Origin of the sequence: Flavobacterium sp. W21_SRS_FM6 (genome assembly GCF_052119645.1) — a bacterium.
Classification (GTDB): Bacteria; Pseudomonadota; Gammaproteobacteria; order Enterobacterales; family Alteromonadaceae; genus Paraglaciecola.
Genome location: NZ_JBGQOM010000004.1, coordinates 188,590 through 211,120, shown reverse-complemented (window position 1 = coordinate 211,120; position 22,531 = coordinate 188,590). Strand labels below are relative to the sequence as shown.

18 protein-coding genes are annotated in these 22,531 nt (G+C 44.1%); 5 read left to right on the top strand and 13 right to left on the bottom strand.

Annotation, left to right across the window (positions count from 1 at the left end; all coding sequences use genetic code 11):
- Positions 1 to 162: 162 nt before the first annotated feature.
- The 5 genes from ppsA to ACEN2L_RS08965 form a co-directional block, all read right to left on the bottom strand.
- Positions 163 to 2,574 carry a phosphoenolpyruvate synthase gene (gene ppsA / locus ACEN2L_RS08985; RefSeq protein ID WP_441743331.1) on the bottom strand — a complete coding sequence of 804 codons (2,412 nt, stop codon included), beginning with the start codon at positions 2,572 to 2,574 and terminating at the stop codon, positions 163 to 165.
- A 604-nt stretch (positions 2,575 to 3,178) separates the two neighbouring features.
- Entirely contained in the window at positions 3,179 to 3,535 is a 357-nt protein-coding gene (locus ACEN2L_RS08980; protein ID WP_441743329.1) for a carboxymuconolactone decarboxylase family protein, read from the bottom strand.
- 35 nt (positions 3,536 to 3,570) lie between these two features.
- Entirely contained in the window at positions 3,571 to 4,020 is a 450-nt protein-coding gene (locus tag ACEN2L_RS08975; RefSeq protein ID WP_441743327.1) for a nuclear transport factor 2 family protein, read from the bottom strand.
- A 429-nt stretch (positions 4,021 to 4,449) separates the two neighbouring features.
- The gene (locus ACEN2L_RS08970; RefSeq protein ID WP_441743325.1) at positions 4,450 to 5,727 is read right to left on the bottom strand and encodes an alkaline phosphatase family protein; all 1,278 of its coding nucleotides are present in this window, start codon (positions 5,725 to 5,727) and stop codon (positions 4,450 to 4,452) included.
- Between the two features lie 267 nt (positions 5,728 to 5,994).
- Positions 5,995 to 6,246: a DUF4282 domain-containing protein gene (locus tag ACEN2L_RS08965; protein ID WP_306023427.1), complete on the bottom strand. Its 252-nt coding sequence runs from the start codon at positions 6,244 to 6,246 to the stop codon at positions 5,995 to 5,997.
- Positions 6,247 to 6,588: 342 nt separating this feature from the next.
- On the opposite strand from ACEN2L_RS08965, the gene ACEN2L_RS08960 reads away from it, so the two are divergent.
- Positions 6,589 to 7,569, top strand: coding sequence for a helix-turn-helix domain-containing protein (locus tag ACEN2L_RS08960; RefSeq protein WP_441743323.1), 981 nt, complete (start codon positions 6,589 to 6,591; stop codon positions 7,567 to 7,569).
- Between the two features lie 155 nt (positions 7,570 to 7,724).
- Positions 7,725 to 8,627 carry a sugar phosphate isomerase/epimerase family protein gene (locus tag ACEN2L_RS08955; RefSeq protein WP_306023425.1) on the top strand — a complete coding sequence of 301 codons (903 nt, stop codon included), beginning with the start codon at positions 7,725 to 7,727 and terminating at the stop codon, positions 8,625 to 8,627.
- A gap of 65 nt (positions 8,628 to 8,692) precedes the next feature.
- Here the strand turns inward: ACEN2L_RS08955 and ACEN2L_RS08950 are convergent, their stop codons facing one another.
- From ACEN2L_RS08950 to ACEN2L_RS08925, 6 genes are all read right to left on the bottom strand, one after another.
- The gene (locus ACEN2L_RS08950; protein ID WP_441743321.1) at positions 8,693 to 9,604 is read right to left on the bottom strand and encodes an alpha/beta hydrolase; all 912 of its coding nucleotides are present in this window, start codon (positions 9,602 to 9,604) and stop codon (positions 8,693 to 8,695) included.
- A 133-nt stretch (positions 9,605 to 9,737) separates the two neighbouring features.
- A complete protein-coding gene (locus tag ACEN2L_RS08945) occupies positions 9,738 to 11,873 on the bottom strand; it encodes a TonB-dependent receptor (RefSeq protein ID WP_441743319.1) in 2,136 nt (711 codons plus the stop codon).
- Between the two features lie 260 nt (positions 11,874 to 12,133).
- Complete coding sequence (locus ACEN2L_RS08940) at positions 12,134 to 13,189, bottom strand: M28 family metallopeptidase (RefSeq protein ID WP_441743317.1); 1,056 nt, start codon at positions 13,187 to 13,189, stop codon at positions 12,134 to 12,136.
- Positions 13,190 to 13,328: 139 nt separating this feature from the next.
- On the bottom strand, positions 13,329 to 14,048 hold the full coding sequence (locus tag ACEN2L_RS08935; protein WP_441743315.1) for an SIMPL domain-containing protein: 720 nt from the start codon (positions 14,046 to 14,048) through the stop codon (positions 13,329 to 13,331).
- Positions 14,049 to 14,168: 120 nt separating this feature from the next.
- Positions 14,169 to 15,497: a Na+/H+ antiporter NhaC family protein gene (locus tag ACEN2L_RS08930; protein ID WP_441743313.1), complete on the bottom strand. Its 1,329-nt coding sequence runs from the start codon at positions 15,495 to 15,497 to the stop codon at positions 14,169 to 14,171.
- Positions 15,498 to 15,587: 90 nt separating this feature from the next.
- Positions 15,588 to 17,615: an NADPH-dependent 2,4-dienoyl-CoA reductase gene (locus tag ACEN2L_RS08925; RefSeq protein ID WP_306022900.1), complete on the bottom strand. Its 2,028-nt coding sequence runs from the start codon at positions 17,613 to 17,615 to the stop codon at positions 15,588 to 15,590.
- Between the two features lie 145 nt (positions 17,616 to 17,760).
- On the opposite strand from ACEN2L_RS08925, the gene sppA reads away from it, so the two are divergent.
- Entirely contained in the window at positions 17,761 to 19,620 is a 1,860-nt protein-coding gene (gene sppA, locus ACEN2L_RS08920; protein WP_441743311.1) for a signal peptide peptidase SppA, read from the top strand.
- A 38-nt stretch (positions 19,621 to 19,658) separates the two neighbouring features.
- Here the strand turns inward: sppA and ACEN2L_RS08915 are convergent, their stop codons facing one another.
- Positions 19,659 to 20,138 (bottom strand): acyl-CoA thioesterase, encoded by a 480-nt coding sequence (locus ACEN2L_RS08915; protein WP_306022902.1) that lies wholly within the window; start codon positions 20,136 to 20,138, stop codon positions 19,659 to 19,661.
- Between the two features lie 77 nt (positions 20,139 to 20,215).
- Here ACEN2L_RS08915 and ACEN2L_RS08910 point away from each other — a divergent pair, with 77 nt between their 5' ends.
- Positions 20,216 to 20,713 carry a SprT family zinc-dependent metalloprotease gene (locus ACEN2L_RS08910; RefSeq protein ID WP_441743309.1) on the top strand — a complete coding sequence of 166 codons (498 nt, stop codon included), beginning with the start codon at positions 20,216 to 20,218 and terminating at the stop codon, positions 20,711 to 20,713.
- Positions 20,714 to 20,727: 14 nt separating this feature from the next.
- Here the strand turns inward: ACEN2L_RS08910 and yfbV are convergent, their stop codons facing one another.
- Positions 20,728 to 21,174 (bottom strand): terminus macrodomain insulation protein YfbV, encoded by a 447-nt coding sequence (yfbV, locus tag ACEN2L_RS08905; RefSeq protein ID WP_306022904.1) that lies wholly within the window; start codon positions 21,172 to 21,174, stop codon positions 20,728 to 20,730.
- Positions 21,175 to 21,331: 157 nt separating this feature from the next.
- Here yfbV and ACEN2L_RS08900 point away from each other — a divergent pair, with 157 nt between their 5' ends.
- Complete coding sequence (locus tag ACEN2L_RS08900; RefSeq protein ID WP_441743307.1) at positions 21,332 to 22,528, top strand: acetate kinase; 1,197 nt, start codon at positions 21,332 to 21,334, stop codon at positions 22,526 to 22,528.
- Positions 22,529 to 22,531 lie beyond the last annotated feature (3 nt).

The window sequence follows — 22,531 nt, the reverse complement described above, 5'->3', positions numbered from 1 at the left end:
AAGTGTTGACTTTTGATGGGGTGAAACTAACAAAAACACCGTCTATAAACAATCACTCTCAAGCGTTGTAGTAAAGCCGAACCCCCAAATGCCTCGGCTTCTCACATTGAGCCGAAGCAAAATAGAATCACTAACAATGTACGTAAACCATCGCGCTGACAGTTAAGTGCGTACTGCCCGTTTTTTGCTTTCTGCCTGATTAATATTTGCGATGCCTTTGATTAAAGCATCGGGATTAAACGAAATACTGTCGATACCACAATCCACCAAAAACTGGGAATACTCGGGGTAATCACTGGGCGCTTGACCACACAAACCAATTTTCACCCCTGTTTTTTTGGCTTTTTCAATGGCCATTTTTATCAATTGCATTACCGCTGGTTCAAAGGGCGAAAATATATCACTGAGTAATTCAGAATCTCGGTCTGCGCCAAGGGTTAATTGGGTTAAGTCGTTAGAGCCAATCGAAAAGCCGTCAAAGTGTTGCGCAAATTCTTCAGCCTCTAAAGCATTGCTGGGAATTTCAACCATCATGTACAGTTCTAAGCCGTTTTCGCCGCGCACTAAACCATTATCTTGCATGACAGCAATCACTTTAATAGCTTCTTTTACGGTACGCACAAAGGGAATCATCAGCTTGATGTTGGCAAAACCCATGTCTTCGCGCACTAATTTCATCGCGGCGCATTCAAGGGCAAACGCGTCCTGATACAAGGCATGTGAATACCTTGAGGCCCCTCTAAAACCAATCATCGGATTTTGTTCATGAGGCTCAAAATGACTGCCACCTAGGAGGCTGGCATATTCATTAGATTTAAAGTCGCTCATTCGCACAATCACATCTTTTGGATAAAACGCTGCGGCAATCTTAGCTGTGGCCTCGGCCAACCTATGAATGAAATACTCTTTTTTATCAGGATAATGATGAGTAAGGGTTTCAATTTCCTTTTTTACCTCGGCATCTTGTAACTGGTCAAAATGATGTAAGGCCATTGGGTGAACTCTAATGGCGTTGTTGATAATAAATTCCATGCGCATCAGTCCTACCCCATTATTCGGGAACAATGAATAATGAAACGCTTTATCGGGATCTGCCAGAATTAGCATAATTTGGGTGTTGGGCAGTTCAATCTTAGAGGTATCTATTTCTTGCTCGTCCCACGTGCCTTTGCCTTCATACACAAAACCCGTATCGCCTTCAGCAGTGGAAACCGTCACTTCTTGACCATCTTCAATCACACTCGTTGCGTTACCGGTGCCGACAATGGCCACTGCGCCCACTTCGCGAGCCACAATGGCGGCATGTGAGGTTCTGCCTCCTTGGTCGGTTACAATGCCTGCAGCTTTTTTGAGGATGGGATCCCAGTCGGGGTCGGTTCTACCTGTTACAAGGATCTCGCCAATCTCCAGTTTATCGATGTCCTTTGGCGAGGCAAGTAATCGTGCCGTACCCGAGGTTATGCGATTACCCAAACCTATGCCTTGACAGATTAGTTTGCCCTTTTGCCTAATCTGATATTCTTTAAATTGGCTAATGTTTTTCTTTTGACTGTGCACGGTTTCTGGCCGGGCCTGCACAATAAATATTTGCTGAGTATCGCCATCTTTGGCCCATTCAATATCCATGTGCCGCTTATAATGCTGTTGGATAATGACCGCCCACTTGGCCAATTGAATCACCTCATCATCACTTAAAATAAACCTTTGTTGCTGAGCTTTACTGGTGTCTAAATTAATGATGGCGTCTTCTGGTTTTTGTATCTGAGACATTTTTTTATTGGCGTACACCATTGTCAGCGCTTTACTTCCTAAGGTCCGTGAAATAATCGCTTGCTTCACTTTGCCAATAAAGGGCTTGTATACCAAAAACTCATCGGTATTAACGCTACCCTGCACTACGTTTTCACCCAAGCCCCACGCACCAGAAACCAAAGCGACTTTGTCAAAACCGGTATCGGGGTCGAGAGTAAACATCACGCCAGCGCAAGCTTTGTCTGAGCGCACCATAATTTGTATACCAATAGACAAGGCCACTTGCATATGTTCAAAGCCATTATCGACGCGGTATTTAATAGCACGATCAGTGAACAATGAGGCATAACAGCGCTGACAAGCGGCGATTAGGTTTTCTTCGCCCTGAACATTTAAATAGGACTCTTGCTGACCAGCAAAACTGGCATGGGGCAAATCTTCAGCGGTGGCACTGCTGCGCACTGCTAACGACACCGAGCTACCTGCCCGTTTTTCTAAGCGTTTGTATGCTGCGATAATCTCATCACGTAAGGCTGGTGGAATGGTTGCATCTAGCACTAGTTGCCTCACTTTTGACCCAATTCCCGCTAAGTTTTTAAATGTTTTCAGGTCAAGCTGGGCGAGGTTTTCGCTTAGTTTTTCGCGCAACTTGTTGTGCTTGAGAAAATGCCAATAAGCATCGCTAGTGACGGCAAAACCATCGGGTACTTTAATGCCTTTAGACGACAGCTTTGAAAACATCTCGCCTAATGAGGCATTTTTTCCGCCCACTCGCGCCAAGTCTTTTAAATGGATGTCTGAAAAGTCTTTAGTCTGTTGCATAGTATTGATGAGTTCCTGTTGCCGAAGGTTAAGCGTTAATCAGTTAGTGACCGTTATAGTTGATGTGCTGATTAAACTCGGTACGTTAACGTACACAATATTAGGAATGTGGGAGACGTGGTAAAACTCACAGGGCATTGCTTTCTTGTAACGGCATCCCGCGCGGCGTCCGCATGCCGTTACGCTCACTTTTTGCCGAACAAAGGCCGCTGTCCTCTCGACGCCACCTTCACGGATTTTAAGCGTCCCTTGTCAAAGGCCAAACAGGCTGCCTGGACAAACAAGGTGAGGACTGGGATGTTCTTTGCTTGGCGGTTTGGCCAACAAGGCACACCTTAGATTGCAACAGTCAGGTGGACGCAGTGCGATTGCTTTTGCAGGCATTACGTAGCTAATGAAGAATCATCGGTCGGACACAAGTGGGTTCGTTTGTAAATCGCCACGGACGCTTCAAACGTGGCGCAGGCTTTTTTTGGTTTTGGTTTTGCACGTTGTCATAAAAAATAACAGACGGCTCGGAGTCACTCCGACAAGGCCTGACATTTAAGACGGATAGCAGTAATGACGGCAACCATCTGCTATCCGATCGCGGTTAGTTCGATGACTAAACCTCTGAAGCACTCTCACTAAATTGTTCGAAGGCCTGCATTGCATCGGCGGCATACATCAACGATGGACCACCACCCATATAAACAGCCATGCCTAAGGTTTCGGCTATTTCTTCTTTCGTGGCGCCTAGTGAAACTAGCGCTTTCGTGTGAAAACCGATACAACCATCACAGCGGGTTGAAACGCCTATGGCTAGGGCAATTAATTCTTTGGTTTTTTTGTCTAATACGCCGTCTGCCGTGGCGGCTTTCGCCATACTTGAAAAACCTTGCATGGTGTCTGGAATTTCGGCTCTCAAGGTTTTCATGTTATCGGAAATGCGTTGGGTAATGTCGGGGTAAGATTTACTCATGGGTACTTATCTCTTAAGTTAAATGAAGACGTTTTTTAGGGGCGAATACCGGTATATTGGGCATTGTAAAATAACCAATTACCGTCGATTTTAGTTAATGCAAACGACACTCTCATGGCAAAACTACGTTCGCTATTTGGCGTTATAAACGTTTCTCTTACCCTTATGAATGCATAGTTATCAACCGTATTAGCGACTAACTCACTAAGCTCAATTTGCGGACTATTTTTGCCTTTAACCTTATTTGATTGATCATAAAAACCTAATACCTTATCTCTGTGATCGACTTCACCCGCGGGTGAAATTTCAACATAATCAGGATGCAATAACTCAGCAAGCGCTTGGTTGTCAAAGTGGCGCTGAGCCGTCACTAATTTCGAGACTAACAAATGAAATTCATCTTCGGAATTGTTTGTTGCCGCATGGCTATAAGATACTAAATTAAATAAAACAAGAAAACCGACCCTCTTTACCATTTGGCGCATATTGCTTCCTTTTTCAGTGATGAAACGCATCGGCCACAGCATCAGCTATCATTGCAAATAGTGTAGTCTTATGCTCAGTGACGTGGACTATTTACAATAGCGCCTTAACCAATAGATAACAGCGATTTTACAAATGATACCCTAAGACTTTAGTAACAAAGCGTAACGCATGGCATGAAGATGACAAGCACAGCAGGGGATAGGAAGCATGCACGTGGAACACGTGGCGTGGATCACGTGGCGTGGAACACGTGGCGTGAAACACTTGGCGTGATATACGGAGCATAATGCAATGGAATGGAATGGCCACATTGTAATCTTTGAGCATTCTCTGGTGATACCTGCCAACTGCACTTCTACACGCTACTGATTATTTAATGATGTAGACCATGCCTCCTCAAAATACTCACTGAATAGGGTGGCAGAACGCTATTGCAGGCATGTTTGCGTCAACATGCCTTGTACCCGCTTAATATCACCATCTGTTTTCGCCGGTTTGATACCTAGGGCACACGCAACTACACCATAAACTTCAATATTTTCAAAAGACTCAACGCCCCCCGCTTTTTTAAATAAAGGGCCTGAGCCAATAAACATCGCCTGCATGGCAGAAGCTCGATTATCATAGCCATGGGTGGCAACGCTGCGCGTTGTTTCTGCCATGGTTTGAGGCGGGCTTTTGTCGCTACTGGCGTAAAGTGACCACGCTAAATCGGCCATAATCATCAGATCTGGTCCTCTATCGGGATGATCAACATGGTAGTGACTTGGGAAATGCCCGCGCATAAATACTTGAAAGTGTGGATGACTGGCAACCAGCTTGCTGTAAGCCAATTCGATGTCTTTTGGTTCGCCGTAAAGTGATAAAAATGGAGCGTAAATAGGTTTCGCTTTGTTGTTCCAATCAGACACCTCAAAACGACTCAGGTCGATGCGTTCATCAAGGTTAATCACGCGCTCATCAGATAAATTCACCATACCGTGGTCAGCCACCACAAGCATAGTGGTTTTTTGATATACCCCCAGTTTTTTTAGCCCCTCAACAAGGTCGCCTATGTGTTTATCAACGCGGGCAACGGCTTCGCGCTCTTGTGCAGAATCAACCCCGTAATCATGTGCGGCTGTATCCACTGCAGAAAAATACAGGGTAACTAATTTTGGTCGCTGTGAAATAGGCAGTTGTAACCACGCTAATACCTCATCAACCCGCTGCGCATAATCTTTATTTTGGTCATAGGGTTTCCAATAACTTGGCGCTACCTGATCAATAGCAACTTCAGAGCCTACCCAGAAATACGTGGCGGCTTTCAAGCCTTGTTTTTCGGCGGTGATCCAAATAGGCTCCCCGCCCCACCAGCGAGGGTCTTGCACATCGGTTTTACGCTCAAACTTACGCCCTAAGTTTTTATCGTATGGATAATTAGAAGTCATGCCATGGTGTTCTGGATAAAGACCGGTAGCCAAAGAATAAAAATTAACGAAGGTTTTGCTGGGCATGGCGGGCAACATACTTGCGTGCACTCCATTATCGGCTAGTGCTTGCAAATTGGGCGCCGGCATCCTATCAAGAGTATCTGCCCGTAGGCCATCCACGCCAATCATAATAACCAGAGGCTCAACCTTAGAAGCCGCCATCACCGATGAGGCACAGCTAAGAAAGATTAATACGATAAAAACGGAGCGCCTGTTCTGATACCAACTACCCATACTGCCTCAAGCGTAATCGTCATTTTTAACACAGTGTATCTACTATTCATGACAATTAAAGTGCAAAAACAGTGTTAAAGATAACATCACGAAAAATGGTTTTAGATGGGGATAAACAAGGGGCTCTAGCAGGTACAATAAATCATATTGTAGGTACCGTGCTAACTCGATAACAGTAGCATAAAATCACCGAGCAGAGCGGTTACAAACAGATAAAAGTGGGCACAACAAACGCAATGTTAGCCCCTTTCGCTTTAAAAACTCAGATTATAAGTCTTGTTTATCAGCCATTTTTTGTAGATTTTCATGTATTTTAAATAACACAATCATTAACTCGCACCAAATTCTGGCTCCTATCATCCCAAAAACAATAATACTCAAACCACTAATAAAACCACCTGTGTAGGCGTTAAACATGGCAGCTATGCCAGACACCAGTGATATCAACAAAAGCAGCCAATATACAAAAGTAATTATTTTGGGGGTTAACATTGAGTCGAAGAAAAAGATATCTTTCATGGTATTTCCTTTTTAATTTTATAGTTCCATCTGGTAAGTATGCTTGGTTTTGGAACCACATAAAACCAAGTACACTATTGAGCCAAACTGTTTCGGTTTACTCGTTTTAAACTTAAAACAACTTGACAAAATTCTCTGTGATTAATATTCCATACTTTTAAGCCATTGCAAAGAAGCAATAATTTTTTAGGGTATTTCAATGGGTTGGATTAAAACACAATCCACCTTTGGTGCTGCCGTGACTCGCTAATACTTACCATGTTAATTAGATTGATACACGCTTGTTGTGGCAGCGTGAAATTCAGACTACCCTTGGCAAAAACACCGACAATGATAAATATTATGCCAAACACGCCTCAAGCAGAAAATCCGAAACGTATTGTTGCTTTTCTTTATCCTAATCTGTGTTTGTTTGAATTTTCCTGTGTGGCAGAAGTTTTTGGTTTAGACAGGCCGGAGCTTGGACGAAAAATCTATGAGTTTGTCACTGCATCATTGGATAACCAAGCGGTCACAACCCAATTTGGTGGTGTGCAGCACCCCACAATCCGACTTGAGGACATCACTGGCAATGACACCTTGTTACTGCCTGGTTGGGACAATATACATAATAAAGTCAGTAAGACCTTGCTAGCTTTTTTAGTGACGTTTAATGAAGCGGGTGGGCGCATTGTTACCATCTGTTCTGGTGCGTATCCTGTGGCTTGCTCTGGTTTGTTAGATGGTAAAGCGTTATCCACCCATTGGCGTTACGCAGCCTTGTTTAAAGCGCAATTTCCGGCTATTTCGATTTGCGCAGATCAGTTGTATGTTGACTGCGGCGATATCATCACCTCAGCAGGCAGTGCCGCAGGGTTAGACGTGTGTTTACATGTGATAAGAAAAGATTACGGCAGCAAAATTGCAAATATAGTGGCCAGGCGTTTAGTGATCCCGCCCCTGCGAGAAGGTAATCAAGCGCAATTTATCGAAAGTCCTGTGGCTAAGAGAGAAAATAACGCCATCGCCCCCATTCTTGATTATTTGTACCAAAATTTGGCTTTATCGTCTTCTATCAGCGAGTTAGCCCAGCGCGCTAATATGAGTGAACGAAGCTTTATAAGAAAATTTAAATCAGCCACCGGCTTACCACCTAAGGCTTGGCTGATTAGCCAACGTATGTCTGTCGCGCTGCAACTGCTTGAAACCACCACCTTGAGCATTGATGCCATTGCCCAACAGCTGGGATTTGAGAGCACCACGGCCTTTCGGCATCACTTTAGAGAAAAATTTAAAACCACTCCCACCGCCTTTCGTGAGAAGTTTCAATTGCGCTCTGCTTAGTTTTTTCATGTCGTCTTTGCCGCTGCGCATACATTTTTCTCAAGGCCACTGCGTGATGTAATTTAATGACAGTTTATATCGATTTACTGTTGCGTCCTGTGCGCCAATCAAGCAAGATTTAACAAATTCTTTACTAATAAATACAAGGATATGTCATGCCGATTATCAAAAAAAGTATCAACTGTGCGATTCAAGCCATGGGCCTGGTCGCAGTGGCCACTCTGGGTGTAAGCTGCAGCGACGCAGTGACCACAGAACCACAGGTGGCTAGTGTTGCGACGACTCAACCTCAATTGAGTGTGCAACTTTGGTCGGTAAAAGATGCGGTCAGTGAAGACTTTGAGGGCACACTACGCAGTATTGCAGCCATGGGCTTTAATGGTGTTGAATTTGCTGGCAACTTTGGTCCCTTTGCTGACGATCCTCAAGGCTTACTGGTTTTTCTTAACGAATTGGGTCTTAAAGCATCAGGCGCTCATGTACCATTTGACAAATTCACCGCAGAAAATTTTGATAGTACCGTAGCCTTTTACCAAGATATTGATTGCCATTATCTGATTATTCCTATGGATAAACGGGCCTTTACTGTAGAAGGTGCCAAAGTGGTAGCGGCTGAATTAGCCGATTTACAAGAAAAGTTAGCCCCGCTTGGTATGCGAATTGGTTATCACAACCACAAACCCGAAATGGAAGGTGAACTCGGTCATACTCCTTGGGACGTGATTGGTAAAAACACCAATGACCAAGTTATATTACAACAAGATGTGGGCTGGACCGAAGTGGCCGGCAAAGATCCCGTGGTGATGGTAAAAGCCTACCCAGGGCGCACCGTGACAACTCATTACAAGGCCTCGGCTCCTGAACCGGGTAATCCTGAAGACCCCATTATTGGCCAAGACACCACTGACTGGAAAGCCTTGATCACTGCGAATAAAACCTATGGCGGAACGCAATGGTTGGTGGTTGAACAAGAGTCTTATCCAGAAGGAATGACGCCCATGGAAAGCGTTGAAGCCTCGGTTAAGGGCCTGCAAAAAATCATCAGTGAAATGGAATAAGTCGCTTAGAATAAGTCGCTTTGATCCATTAGGCGTGGACACGCCTAATGGATTTTCTTATCAACTTAAGCGGGCGCGAGCTGTTCTGCTAACCAGTTGATAATGTCTTGTTTTACCTCTGCATGATTGGTTTCGTTGAGGATCTCATGACGTGCTCCTTCATATAATGTAAAGCTCAGCTGTTTTTGCCCCGCTTGCTGATACGCTTTGGCTAAGCGTGGCAGCCCTTTGCCCATCATACCAACCGGATCATCTGTTCCACCTATCATCAAGATGGCTAAATTTGCCTGAATGTTTGCGATTGCATGAGTACCAAAGAGCGTAATCAAGCTAGCCAAAAATGCTTGCCAAAATCCACTTGAACAAGGGAAGCCACACAAAGGATCCGCAATATACTTGTCTACCTGTGTATTATCACGACTCAGCCAATCAAACTCAGTACGCACCGGTTTGAAGGCTTGGTTAAACGAGCCAAAGGATAAAAACTGCAACAAGGCGCTACGTTGGTCGCGCCCTAAACGCCAACGTTCGAAGCTAGCGACCCACTTACCCGCGCGACTTAAGGTCGGTGATTGAAAATTAGAGGCACAAAGTATCAGGCCATCAACCTTTTGCTCCGTTTGACTTAGATATGACTGCACGATAAACGAGCCCATACTGTGGCCAAATAGACAATAGGGTCTTGAGTCACACACAGCAAAGCGCACTTCATCAATATCATCCAACAGGGATTGCCAGCTTTCTGTCTCGGCTAATCGACCTAATTGTTGCTTCGCAGTCCTTCCGTGCCCGCGGTGATTATGAGCCACCACGGCATATCCCGCCGCAACTAGGGCTTGGGCAAAGTCATCATATCGCTCTGCATGCTCAGCCATACCGTGATTAATGTGAACCCATGCTTTAGCTGTTTCATTTGGCCACACATACACTTGAATAGGATGGCCGTCTTTGGCTTGAATAGATTGGCTTTGTTTCATCTTGCACCCGTTGCTAGATATTCTAATTCAGTTTATTAAGTAATTGATGTTAGACAAAAAAACTAACAAGGTGAAGATAAAAAACGACCTGCCGGGGCAGGTCGTTTTATCAGTTTTTACGCTAGATAACGTATTAAAATTGATAGCTTACGCCAAATCGCGCATTCGGAGGCTGACCAGTAGAAATGTTATTGTCGTTGTGAGCGGCAGGAAAATAGCTTTCATCAAAGATGTTTTCAACATTAAATTGCAGTTTAGTTGTGTCTGATAGTCTGTAATAAACAGCAGCATCGACTCGAGTAAAGTCTGGTAACTCAACGGTATTGTTTAAAGACGTATATTGCTCTGCCTGATAAATCATCCCTAAACCAAAGGCCCATTGCTCGTTTAACTGATAACGATTCCACAAAGTAAACATGGTATCAGGCACTTGCCCTAGGGTTCGGTTATCAATGTTGCTATTGACTACTCGTCCCGTCTCGTTGGCATCGAGGTGGCTGTATCCTGCATTGATTTGCCATGCGTCATTGATATAACCCACCAGTTGCAATTCGTAGCCGGTGGTCTTGGTGCCAATGATGAGTGATTTTTCAGGGTTGCTTGGATCAGATGCGGTACCATTTTCACGTCGTACATCAAAATATGCACTGGTAAAACTCAACTTATTGGTGATGTTCCATTTCATACCTATCTCACGGTTTTCAAATTCTTCTGGCGCCAATGCTTGGGTGCTCAGTGATAGATTTAAAAATTGATCACCTGAACGAGGTAAAAATGAGCGACTTAAACTTAAGTAAAAAGACACATCTTCGTTAGGTTTATATATGGCGCCTAAACGAGGAGATACTTCGGTATCAATACGGCCTAACAAGCCATTGTTTTGATCGTCACTGCCGTTGGCGATTTCTATTTGATCTTCGACATCGATGTCAAAGCGATCGTAACGTAAACCAGCGACCAAAATAAACGCTGAGCTCAATTTGATTTCGTCTTGAATGAAGATCGAACTAAAGGTGACATCGGACGCACTGTCTCTAACAAAATCAGTAAACCCTACTTCCGGTATCAGCAAAGGATGACCAAAGTCGATGGTAATTTGATCATCATTGCTGTCTACAAATAATGAGTCTTTGCGATTATTCGACGAGTGTTGTTGACCGTATTCGGCCCCCACCAATACCGTGTGCTCAACACTCGCGGTATCAAACTGCCCCACAGCGTTAAACTGAGCAATAATATTTTGGCGCTCAGTGGCATCTTGGTAACCATCTAAGGTTAGCGTATTGGCTGCTTGGTCAAATGCCGCGGCGTAAATATTGCGGTAAAATTTGTCGTAATCTGAGTACTGTAATGTACCGTTAACTGACCAATTTTCTGACAATTGATGATCCAATTTGGCACGCAGTACATGAGCTTGAATGGTTGAACCATTAAGTTGTGCAGAACCAAAAAAGGTATCGTTTTGACCACTCAAGGGTGCGCCATTCGCTGAGGGAATACCACGGTCAACCGCTCTGTCGTCATCAACATATTCATAAGATAAGACAAGTTGCGTGGCACTATCAAAATGTTGTGTAAACGTTGGATTAATCGCAAAACGCTCGCCATCGTAATTTTCGCGATGATTATTCAGTTGTTCATAGAAACCATTGACTCTGAACGCTTGGTCAGTATCGATGTGCTGATTGTGATCAAAGCTAAGCTGATAACCACCAAACGTATCAAGGGCACCGTCAAGGGTGGTAAACGTGCTTTGGGTTGATGCAGTTTTAGTGACGCGATTGACAATACCGCCACCGCCGCCTCGACCAAACAAAAGTGCATTGGCCCCGCGCATAATTTCAACGCGCTCTAAGTTGTACAAGGGGCGATAATACTGCACGTCGTCTCGTAAACCATCGATAAAAAAATCAGCGGTAGTATTTTGACCACGAATGGTCATTTGATCGCGGTGTCCTTCACCCTGCCCCACTGACGCACCTGGGGTGTATTGCAAAATATCGGCAATAGAATCAAAACCCTGTTCGTGAATTTGTTCTGCACTGACCATAGTCAATGACTGAGGTACATTAACCAGTACGGTTGGCGTTTTGAGTCCATCCGCATATTCTTGACCAAAGTATGCGCCCCTGACCGTTACCCGCTCAATGTCGGCTGAAGCCGCTAAAGTCGCAGTATTGATGGCGCTTGTGGTATTGGCAATAACAGCTTGAGAATTTACTAAAAGAGCAAAAGAAACGGCACTGGAAATAACTAAAGGTTTAAACATTACGTCACAAAAATCTTTTGAAATGAGTCATTGCATTAAGTCTATTGCTTATGCAAATGATAGTCAATCTCATTAACAAGTGCGCTATAACAGTATGCTTACAAAATTTCTGCAGCAGCGGTACAAGACAACTTTAAGGCGGGTGAGAAGCCCCTTTAGCAGTCATAGAACCATTGATTAAAGGTACGCGGTTATCAGCATATAAAAAAGCCCAAGCTTTAAACGCTCAGGCTGGGATGTTCAAAGCATGTTCGGCTAGCTTATTGTGTATAGTTGGAGCTTACAAAATCAGTCAATAGTTGTATATTTTGCTGCAACTGCAATTCAATTCGCTCTCCAAATAATGGGAGGAGTTTGTCTAGGCGATCAAACTCACTGTGCCAAATATCCCCCCACTTTTGTTCTTTTTCTCTGTCACAGGCACTCATTTTATCATCTGCAAAACAATCCCATAGTGCACCATTGGTTGATTGTGAATAACCGTCATAGCCATCTTTGCCGTTGATAGAAAAATTAGTGGCTTCGATGTAAGCGATGGGCACACCTGCACAAGCAAAGGGCGCATGATCAGACCAACCGCCAGTTGTACCCTCTGGGTATCCCGGAAACGGCGGATGCTTAGAAAATGGATTAGGCGTAAAACCGCTTTGAGCTTGTTTTAACACACTGTCGCGCAAGCTTGTATCACTGCTGTAATACTGAGCATCACCATTGCATTTATAAGGCTCTGGATGCGCACTGTGAATATATAAGTTGTCACCACCCACTATGGTATCAAGGTTGATCATACCCACAATGTTAGCTAATTCTTCTCGGCTCAATTGTTTTACATAAGCCTTAGATCCCAACAAACCAATTTCTTCAGCGCCAAAGGCAATAAAACGAATATTGGCCGTTAGCATTTGGTTGCGTAAGTTATGACTTAGAGCCAACAAAGCTGCAACGCTACTGGCATTATCTGTTGCGCCCACTGACCCTTCTTTTGCGCCCGTTGAATCATAATGCGCCGCTATGATTAGGGTCTTATCTGACTGACCTTTGAGATCTACAATGATGTTTTTCGATAAGGTCTCATCGTTTATATTAAAACTACTGCTATAAGGTGATAAGCCTTGGTCTATCCATTGCTGCTCAATATAGGCTGCGGCACGTTGTTCGCCTTCTGAACCAGCTACCCTTGCTCCAATGCCTTTTTCACCAGCAAGATCTTGCAAATAATCCATAGGCTTTGGTGACTCTGCAGCCAAACTTGCGTGGCTAAACACCGTGCCAAGCACCAAAATGCTTGCCCCTAGATACGAACCCAATCCCGTCATGTCGCAAAAAACCTTATTTTGTTTGATTAAAACGATGTCACTCACTCAGCCTTTGCGCTGATAGGTGACACTGTATTCTGATGCGACCCTGCACAGCAAATTATATTTGTAACGAATTGAATCACTCAATGCAGCATAGCTAATCGGCTAAGTAATATTCCACCGTTGATACGACCCTGACACTTTTTATATGGGGGTTATTTTTGTCGCGATGACTAATGCTGAATTGGCCTTGGCTGGCCTGCTTGATTTTACCTAAACGGCTGTGAGAATCAGAAGCAAATTTTTCAGCCACCTCGCGGGCCTTATTGGTTGCTTCCTCTATCATGGCCGGCTTAACATCATTGAGCTGGGTGAAAATATACTCCACTTGTGCTTGATAATTATCACCAGTAAACACAATGCCCTCTTTACCCAGCCCAGATAACGCGCTCATCACTTGTCGGACGTTTTCAACGTTTTTTGAATAAACAGTAATAGTTTGCACACCGGTGTAGCGAAATCTCACATTATTGTCACTGCCATATTGCTGAGCCGACTTATCGGTAATGGCTGGCGAACCTAAAGTAATTTCACTCGCATCGATACCTTTGTCTTGTAAAAAGTTCTGTATTTTTACACTGCTACTATCTACCAAGGCATAAAGTTTAGTTAAGTCATTTTCAGCAAATGCAAATTGAATCGGCCAGATCACAATATCGGCTGGATATTCACGCTCTGACAGGCCTTTTACGGTCACACTTCGCTCAAATTGTTTGTATTCTAAGGCTGCTGTTTTTAACAAATAACCCAAGCCCAATAAACCAATGATGGTACAGATCCCAAGGATCATCGCGGTCGCTTTGCTCATATTGTGCATCTTGTCTCTCCTTTAATCGCACGACTTGCAACCATAGACCAATGATGTCCAATAAAGGTTCTATTGAGTCTTAATTTCAATTTGCTTTGATTCATCAAACGACAGCCCCCTAGCCAAGAGTTAGTTAAACTCGTCATATTGCTTTACCACAAAACGCGGTAAACCAAAGGCTATTGCAGCTAAACCAAAAAATAAAATTAACATCGGATACCAACAATACAAAGACAACTGCCACGGTGATAAACCCGCTATGGCTGCCGCAGCTAATAACTGACCACCGTAAGGTACTAGGCCTTGAAAACCACAGGAAAAAATATCCAATAAGCTGGCGGTACGCCGAGGATCGAGTTGATATTGCTCGGACAAGTCTTTAGCAATTGGCCCAGCGGAGACAATGGCAATTGTATTATTTGCAGTAGATAAGTCCAAAAAGCTGACCAAGCCCGCAATGCTTAATTCGGCCCCTTTTACGGTTCTGATATGGCGAGTGAGTTGATGCATTAGCCAATTCATGCCGCCATAGGCTTGCATCAAGGCCACGATCCCGCCGATGACGACCGCCACCATCGCTAAGTCTTGCATCCAACCTAAGCCTTTATGCAGGCTATGCAACATACTTTTAAGTTCAAAGCTGCCATTCAACAGACCAATAACACAGGCACACATAATCCCTGTACCCAATACGGATATCACGTTAAAACCCAGTAAGGCGCAGGCTATAATCAGTAGATAAGGCAATACAAGCCACAGGTCGTAGGTGTTTTGCTCAAGCGCTGCTGAGCTATCAATATCGACACTAAATAAAACTAACACCGTGACGAGAGCCGCGGGAGCGACGATCATAAGGTTTGCTTTAAACTTATCTTTCAGTTTGACGCCTTGAGTGCGAGTGGCGGCAATGGTGGTATCAGAGATAAACGACAAGTTGTCACCAAACATGGCGCCGCCTATCACAATACCGACAGCTAAAGGTACAGACACGCCTAATGATTCAGCAAGGCCGATTCCAACTGGCGTAATAGCGGTAATGGTGCCCATGGATGTGCCCATGGCAAAGGCAATAAAACAGGCAATGATAAACAAACCCGGTAATAAGAAGGAGGTAGGCACATACTGTAAGGCCCAATTTACCGTGGCATCTCGCGCACCAATGTCAATGGTGACCGCATAAAATGCGCCGGCTAATAAGAATATAACCACCAATAAAATGATGGTTTTTTCACCCCCGCCTCGGCAAAAAATCTCAATTTTTTCATTTATGCTCAAAGGCTGTTGCTTGTTATTTAGCAGCAATGCGTAGCCTGCAGAGATAAACAAAGCAACTAAGATGGGCATAGTTGAAAAATCTTGAGTCAGCGCTCCGGCAGAAATAACAAGCACGACAAACAGTAATATGGGCGTGATGCCAGCAAATTGCCTGTGCGCATTAGCCACTGTATTTTGAATCATCTTCTATCGCTATAGTAAAAATAATCCGCTATTGTCAAAGGCAAGTAGGCTGACTGTCAATCTTGCAATTCTATTAATCTTGAATAAACCCTAGATAAGCGCTGCTAATTCAGCACCTTGTCTGATTGCACGTTTGGCATCAAGTTCCGCGGCCACATCTGCGCCCCCAATTACGTGCGTGGTAATGTTTTGGGCGAGTAAACCGTCTTGCAGGGCTCTGAGAGGCTCTTGGCCGGCGCATAAAATAACGTGTTCCACCGCTAAGCAGCGTGGTTTCTCATCAATAATGACGTGTAAACCTTCATCGTCGATTCGCACATATTCAACGCCGGGTATCATTTGCACATTTTTACGCTGTAAGCTACTGCGATGTATCCACCCTGTGGTTTTACCTAAACCCTTCCCCACTTTGGTGGTTTTTCGTTGCAGTAAAAATATCTCACGTTCTGGCGGTGCGATATCTGGCGTCATTAGTGCGCCTGCATGCTGAAACGCAGTGTCAATCCCCCAAGACTTCAACCACTGATCGGGCTTTAAGGTCAAGGATTCATGTTCAACTAAAAATTCAGCCACATCAAAGCCAATGCCACCAGCCCCAATAATAGCGACTGTCTTGCCCACTGTTTTATTGTCGCGTAGTACGTCTAAGTAATTAATGACTTTGGGATGCGTAGCACCTGGCAAATTGAGTTTACGGGGTACAATGCCAGTGGCTAGTATCACTTGATCGAATTTCCCCTTAGCTAAACTCTCCACACTTTGCTCGCTTGAAAGATGTATATGCACACCGACTTGGGTCAATCGATTGGCAAAATAACGTAACGTTTCGCTGAACTCCTCTTTACCAGGAATCCGTTTGGCATAATTAAACTGGCCGCCAATTTCACCATCTTTATCAAATAAATGCACTTCGTGTCCGCGCTCGGCGGCATAACAACTAAACGCTAATCCTGCCGGCCCTGCGCCTACCACGGCCAGCTTTTTTTTGTGGGTGGTTAAAGGGAAATTTAATTCAGTTTCAAATCCGGCTCGTGGATTGACTAAACAACTGGCACGTTTTTTCTGAAAACCATGATCAAGACACGCTTGATTGCAGGCAATACAGGTATTGATAAAAGCACTGTTGCCCTGTTTTGCCTTGCGCATAAAGTTTTCGTCGGCGAGAAAAGGCCTCGCCATTGACACCATATCAGCGTGGCCTTGAGCTAAAACACGTTCAGCTACCTCAGGTGTGTTAATACGATTCGAGGTAATTAAAGGCAGGTTTACCTCGCCTTTCATACGCTGCGTCACCCAGGTGAAGGCAGCTCTGGGTACCATCGTACCTATGGTAGGAACACGTGCTTCATGCCACCCAATACCAGTATTAATTATTGTAGCGCCAGCCTCTTCTATCATCTTGGCTAAGGCCACGACTTCTGTCCAATGGCTACCGCCTTCAACTAAATCGAGCATGGATAAACGATAAATAATAATAAACTTTTCACCAACACGCTGGCGTACCGCCTTGACGATTTCAACGGCGATGCGCGCTCGATTAGTAAAGTTGCCACCCCATTCGTCATCACGTTGATTCGTGCGCGCGCACAAAAACTGATTAATGAAATAGCCTTCAGAGCCCATGATTTCAACGCCGTCGTAGCCTGCGAGCTGAGCCATTGCTGCGCAATTTGCATAGTCTTCAATCGTGCTATAGATGCCGCGCACAGAGAGAGCCTTGGGCTTAAAGGGCACAATGGGCGATTTCACGGCTGATGGGCCAACAATAAACGGATGATAGCCGTAACGCCCGGTATGCAAAATCTGCATACAAATTTTAGTATCATAGCGATGCACTGCTTCGGTAATCACTTGGTGAGCTTTTGCGTGCCCTTTGGTGGCCATTCGTGCGGCAAAGGGAAACACCCACCCTTGCCGATTAGGGCTAATGCCACCAGTCACAATCATGCCCACTCCGCCAGCCGCTCTCTCAGCATAAAAAGCCGCGAGTTTTTGGTGACCTTGTTTTTCTTCTTCTAAACCAAGATGCATCGATCCCATCAAGGCTCGATTGGCAAGGGTGGTAAATCCTAAATTCAAGGGCGTAAAAAGTTGCGGAAAATGAGCATGTGATGTCATGTAATACCTGATGAAATAATCAATCTGCCTTTGAGTTTATGCGCAAATGCACCCTTATGTAATAAAAAATTACATTTCTGAATGTCTTCTAAACGCGATTTTAGATAGGATGCAGCACTTATTTATTATTTGGTAACGCTCATTTATGTCGACAGGAAGAAGTTGGACAAAATCTCTGTTTATCGGTTTATGGTCAATCCTTAATTTTTGCCGCAAATTATTTTTCAATCTCATCTTTATCGTAATTTTTATTGGTTTTCTATCCTTGTTGATGAAAGACAACAATAAAATCATTGTGCCCAATGACTCTGCATTAGTGTTAAAGCTTAGCGGCAGTATTGTGATCGAAAAACGCGGTGTTGACCCCTTTGAAGAGTTTATGCAGGAAGCATTTGAAGACGACAGTCAAAACAGTGAAACATTACTGCAAGATGTCCTGTTGACCATTGAAAACGCCAAGCAAGATAATCGTATCAAAGTATTGGTGCTCGATTTACAGCAATTAGCGGGCGGTGGTTTAGACAAATTAGAGCAAATTTCACAGGCCCTTGATAATTTTAAAGAAAGTGGCAAACCTATTTATGCTGTAGGTGATAGTTTTACACAAAACCAATATTATTTGGCCAGTCATGCTGACCACTTATATTTGAATCCGATGGGCTTCTTATTATTCGAAGGCTACGGTCGTTATCCGACTTACTACAAGTCAGCTTTAGAAAAAATCAAAGCGCAAACTCATGTCTTCAAAGTGGGGACTTACAAGTCAGCCATCGAACCCTACATTCGTGATGACATGTCAGATGCTGCCAAAGAAGCAAACCAAGCGTGGTTAAGTGCTATTTGGTCGCAATATAAAAATAACGTGGCACAAGCTCGTGGTATTTCGCCGCTAAATTTTGATGAGAAACTAGAAGACTTCATGGTTAAATTTGAGCAAGCTGATGGCGACTTTGCTCAATATGCCTTGCAGAATAATTGGGTGGATGCCCTAAAAACCCGTGAAGAAATCAGACAAGAGCTCATCAGTCTGGTGGGAGAAAACGAATCAGGCATGAGCTTCAAACAGATTAGCTATCGCAACTATTTGAAAATCATCAATCCGCCCTTGCCCAACATCAGTACTGATACGCAAAAAGTGGGCATAGTAGTCGCTAAGGGCACCATTCTAAATGGCACACAAAAACCAGGTGATATAGGGGGTGACAGTACCGCTGAATTGTTAGTCAAGGCACGCTTAGACGACAATATCAAATCAGTAGTCTTGTATGTCGACTCACCAGGTGGCAGTGCTTTTGCCTCTGAAATTATTCGCCAAGAAGTAGAAAACCTCCAAGCCGCGGGTAAACCCGTTGTGGCAGTAATGAGTACTTATGCGGCGTCAGGTGGCTATTGGATTTCAGCCGGCGCCGATCAAATTTGGGCAGCTCCTAGCACGATTACCGGTTCAATTGGTATTTTTGGGATGTTTCTTACCTTTGAAAACACCTTGGACTATTTGGGGATACATACCGATGGTGTGGGCACTACAGAGTTTTCTGGTTTTGGTGTGACTCAAGCCTTGGATCCTAGAATGGGCCAAATTCTGCAGCGTGGTATTGAACATGGTTACGATCAGTTTATTTCATTGGTGGCAGACAAGCGCAATATGACTAAAGAGCAAGTAGATGGCATTGCTCAAGGCCGAGTGTGGATCGGTGATACCGCCAAAGAGCTTGGCTTAGTTGATGAGCTAGGTTATTTGGAAGATGGTATAAAAGCCGCAGCCCAGTTAGCTAACCTTGAACGCTATGACACCGTTTATGTGCAACGTTCATTGACAGGTCGTGAATTATTCTTCAAAGAATTGTTTGGTCAAGCAACGGTACTGATGGATGGCGCGTTTAAAACCAGTGCACCCAGCCCGTTCATGAACTTTATAAAGGGGCTCGCCGTCGATATGGACACCGCAGCTAAGTTTAATGATCCCCGCGGTGTGTATTCGTTTTGTTTGGAATGCAGCTTATAAAGTAGCGATGATGCGAGTTTACGCTTTGACAGAAGGCCCTAATTTAAAGGCAAGGCACTGTGTAATCTCGCATCTAAACTCTGCGCAGCTAGCTTGGCTTCAATCGCGTATTGTTCTAGAGCGATATCGTCTTCTTGCTCAGGCTCCCAGGTCGGAATACTAACTGGATTACCCTTTTCATCGCATGCCACAAATACAACTAAACAATGCCCTGTCGTTTTAATGTCGTTGCACTTTGGATCAACCGCTTGAATTTCAATAAAAATATGCATACTGGTGCGCCCGGTATGCACAACTTTGGCTTTCAAGGTCACCAATTGCCCCACTAAAATTGGACGAATAAAGCGAATTGCCCCAATGGACACTGTCACACAGTATTTACCACTGTACTGAGCAGCGCAGGCATATCCCGCTTGATCCATCCATTTCATGACGATGCCACCATGTACTTTTCCGCCAAAATTGACGTCTGTAGGCTCGGCTAAAAATCTAAAATCAATTGCTCTTTGTGGTGACATAATACTCTCTTATTGTTTTGGTTATGACGTAGGATTGTTTACTATCATAAAAAAACAGTAGGTAAGTAAAGATAAACGTGCAAAAAACAGCATTAATTTTAATCCAACAACAAATCACTCAACGTGTAGAGGAATGCATGGAGCTGGCTTGCAAAGGTCTCCAACGTCAATTTGCTATGCCTACCATAAAATTTAATCAGCGGGGGAAAATTGCCGGAAGTGCACGCTTGCATCTCAATGAGCTGCGCTTTAACCCCGTATTACTGATGGACAATGTTGAGCATTTTTTAAGTGATGTAGTGCCTCATGAAATTTGCCATCTTATTAGTTTTCAGCTTTTTGGCAGAGTAAGACCCCACGGTAAAGAGTGGCAAGCGTTAATGGTGGAACTGTATGGCATAAAGCCACATCCGTATCACGCTATGGATGTAAGCAAAGTGACAGGTAAAAAGTTTAGTTATCGTTGTTCGTGCGGTCCGGTTGAATTGAGCATCAGGCGGCATAACAAGGTAGTCAGAAAGCAGCAGCAATATCGCTGTTTGAAATGCGGCACACAGCTTGTGGCCGCATATTAAACGGTGCTAGAAATTTAAAACCAGCGCTTGGTAAACGCTTTATCTAATTCGTCAAAGGCGGTTTTTAACAATCGAGCCAGCTCCATATACTTTGGTTTGGCTTGAGGATTTTGTAAGGCACAGCCTTGTAATTGCATCTTGTGATGAATTTCAAAATACCACGCACTCAATGCAGGCGGCAGCACTTGATTTGCACGATGTCCTAACCACAATAAGCCTTGCATGGGCAGGGTTAAAAAGAATGCCCCCATCGCTAATGCCTGTGGCAATTGTTCAACACCTTGAAAATTCACCACAGCAGCAACCGATAACACCGCTAAGGGCGGCATCACTTTTATGGATAGCTTTGTTGCAGCAATAACGCGGTTTTCGGCAAACAGTGTGGTTAACTGCTTTTCTGCCGGCCATGTAAGCATGTATTGCTGACCATCTTTAAACATAGAGCCTATGTTTTGTGCCACAATTCACCTCTCTCTTATTTTGCAGCGTTATTCTAGCGTGTAACCTGCCATTTACCTAAATTCATCTGTTATATCAAATCAACTATTGATACCAAAACCTGTTTTTGCCACGCTAACATTGCTATGATGACTGTCCCTTTGTAAGGAAAAAAGACTTATGAATCAACGCGTACTTGTGCTCAATTGTGGTAGTTCTTCAATTAAATTTGCGATTATCGATGCTGCTAATGGTGAAGCGCCCCTACAAGGGATAGCTGAAAATTTGGCAGCCAGTCATTCCCAAGTACGTTATACCGATGGGCAAAACAAACACACTATCAATCTAGAGGATAAGGCGGATCATAAACATGCTCTGGAAGCCATTGGCCGTATTTTGATGCAATTTACTGAACTTCGCTCAAGTTTAGTGGCCGTTGGCCATCGGGTCGTGCATGGCGGTGAAAAATTCACTCATTCTTGTTTAATTGATGATAGGGTCAAACAAGCCATCGGTGATATGGCCCAAATGGCGCCACTGCACAATCCCGCTCAAGTTGCTGGTATTGAAAGTGCACAAGCCGCTTTTGCCCAACTTCCTCAAGTCGCTGTTTTCGATACCGCATTTTTTCAAACCATTCCCCAACATGCTTACCTGTATGCCCTGCCATATAATTTGTATGAACACCATGGAATACGAAAATATGGCTTTCATGGTTCAAGTCATTATTTTGTTTCTCGCCAAGCAGCAAAGCTGCTAAATAAAGATATTGAGCACTGCAACCTAATCACCGCCCACTTGGGTAATGGTTGCAGTATTGCTGCCATCAAACAAGGTAAAGCGGTTGATACCAGTATGGGTTTTACCCCACTTGAAGGTTTAGTCATGGGCACGCGCTGCGGTGATATCGACCCCAGCATTACGACGTTTTTAATGGAGCAACTCGGCTATAGTGCAGCCCAGGTCAATGCCTTGATGAATAAACAATCGGGTTTACAAGGTATTTCACAAATAAGTAATGATTGTCGCACCTTAGAGAGCGAGCAAGAGAAAGGTAACGAACGGGCTAAACTAGCGCTGGATATGTTTGTTTACCGACTAGTGAAATATATCGGTTCGTATTTAGCCGTAGTTGGGCCGTTGGATGCCCTGATATTTACTGGTGGCATAGGTGAAAACTCCAGCTATATTAGGCAGCAGACCATTGCTCAGCTCGCCCACTTGGGACTGCACATCGATGATAAAGCCAATAAAGACATGCGCTTTGGTCGTTCAGGCTTAATCAGCAACGAAGATTCAAAATCCATTTTTGCCATAGCCACTAATGAAGAATGGGTTATTGCACAAGACACCATCAAATACGCATTTAACGCGTAAGGA

Excerpts from the sequence above, each read along its gene's own strand:
- ppsA (WP_441743331.1), bottom strand. The coding sequence starts at position 2,574 with ATGCAACAGACTAAAGACTTTTCAGACATCCATTTAAAAGACTTGGCG.
- ACEN2L_RS08980 (WP_441743329.1), bottom strand. The coding sequence starts at position 3,535 with ATGAGTAAATCTTACCCCGACATTACCCAACGCATTTCCGATAACATG.
- ACEN2L_RS08975 (WP_441743327.1), bottom strand. The coding sequence starts at position 4,020 with ATGCGCCAAATGGTAAAGAGGGTCGGTTTTCTTGTTTTATTTAATTTA.
- ACEN2L_RS08970 (WP_441743325.1), bottom strand. The coding sequence starts at position 5,727 with ATGGGTAGTTGGTATCAGAACAGGCGCTCCGTTTTTATCGTATTAATC.
- ACEN2L_RS08965 (WP_306023427.1), bottom strand. The coding sequence starts at position 6,246 with ATGAAAGATATCTTTTTCTTCGACTCAATGTTAACCCCCAAAATAATT.
- ACEN2L_RS08960 (WP_441743323.1), top strand. The coding sequence starts at position 6,589 with ATGCCAAACACGCCTCAAGCAGAAAATCCGAAACGTATTGTTGCTTTT.
- ACEN2L_RS08955 (WP_306023425.1), top strand. The coding sequence starts at position 7,725 with ATGCCGATTATCAAAAAAAGTATCAACTGTGCGATTCAAGCCATGGGC.
- ACEN2L_RS08950 (WP_441743321.1), bottom strand. The coding sequence starts at position 9,604 with ATGAAACAAAGCCAATCTATTCAAGCCAAAGACGGCCATCCTATTCAA.
- ACEN2L_RS08945 (WP_441743319.1), bottom strand. The coding sequence starts at position 11,873 with ATGTTTAAACCTTTAGTTATTTCCAGTGCCGTTTCTTTTGCTCTTTTA.
- ACEN2L_RS08940 (WP_441743317.1), bottom strand. The coding sequence starts at position 13,189 with ATGACGGGATTGGGTTCGTATCTAGGGGCAAGCATTTTGGTGCTTGGC.
- ACEN2L_RS08935 (WP_441743315.1), bottom strand. The coding sequence starts at position 14,048 with ATGCACAATATGAGCAAAGCGACCGCGATGATCCTTGGGATCTGTACC.
- ACEN2L_RS08930 (WP_441743313.1), bottom strand. The coding sequence starts at position 15,497 with ATGATTCAAAATACAGTGGCTAATGCGCACAGGCAATTTGCTGGCATC.
- ACEN2L_RS08925 (WP_306022900.1), bottom strand. The coding sequence starts at position 17,615 with ATGACATCACATGCTCATTTTCCGCAACTTTTTACGCCCTTGAATTTA.
- sppA (WP_441743311.1), top strand. The coding sequence starts at position 17,761 with ATGTCGACAGGAAGAAGTTGGACAAAATCTCTGTTTATCGGTTTATGG.
- ACEN2L_RS08915 (WP_306022902.1), bottom strand. The coding sequence starts at position 20,138 with ATGTCACCACAAAGAGCAATTGATTTTAGATTTTTAGCCGAGCCTACA.
- ACEN2L_RS08900 (WP_441743307.1), top strand. The coding sequence starts at position 21,332 with ATGAATCAACGCGTACTTGTGCTCAATTGTGGTAGTTCTTCAATTAAA.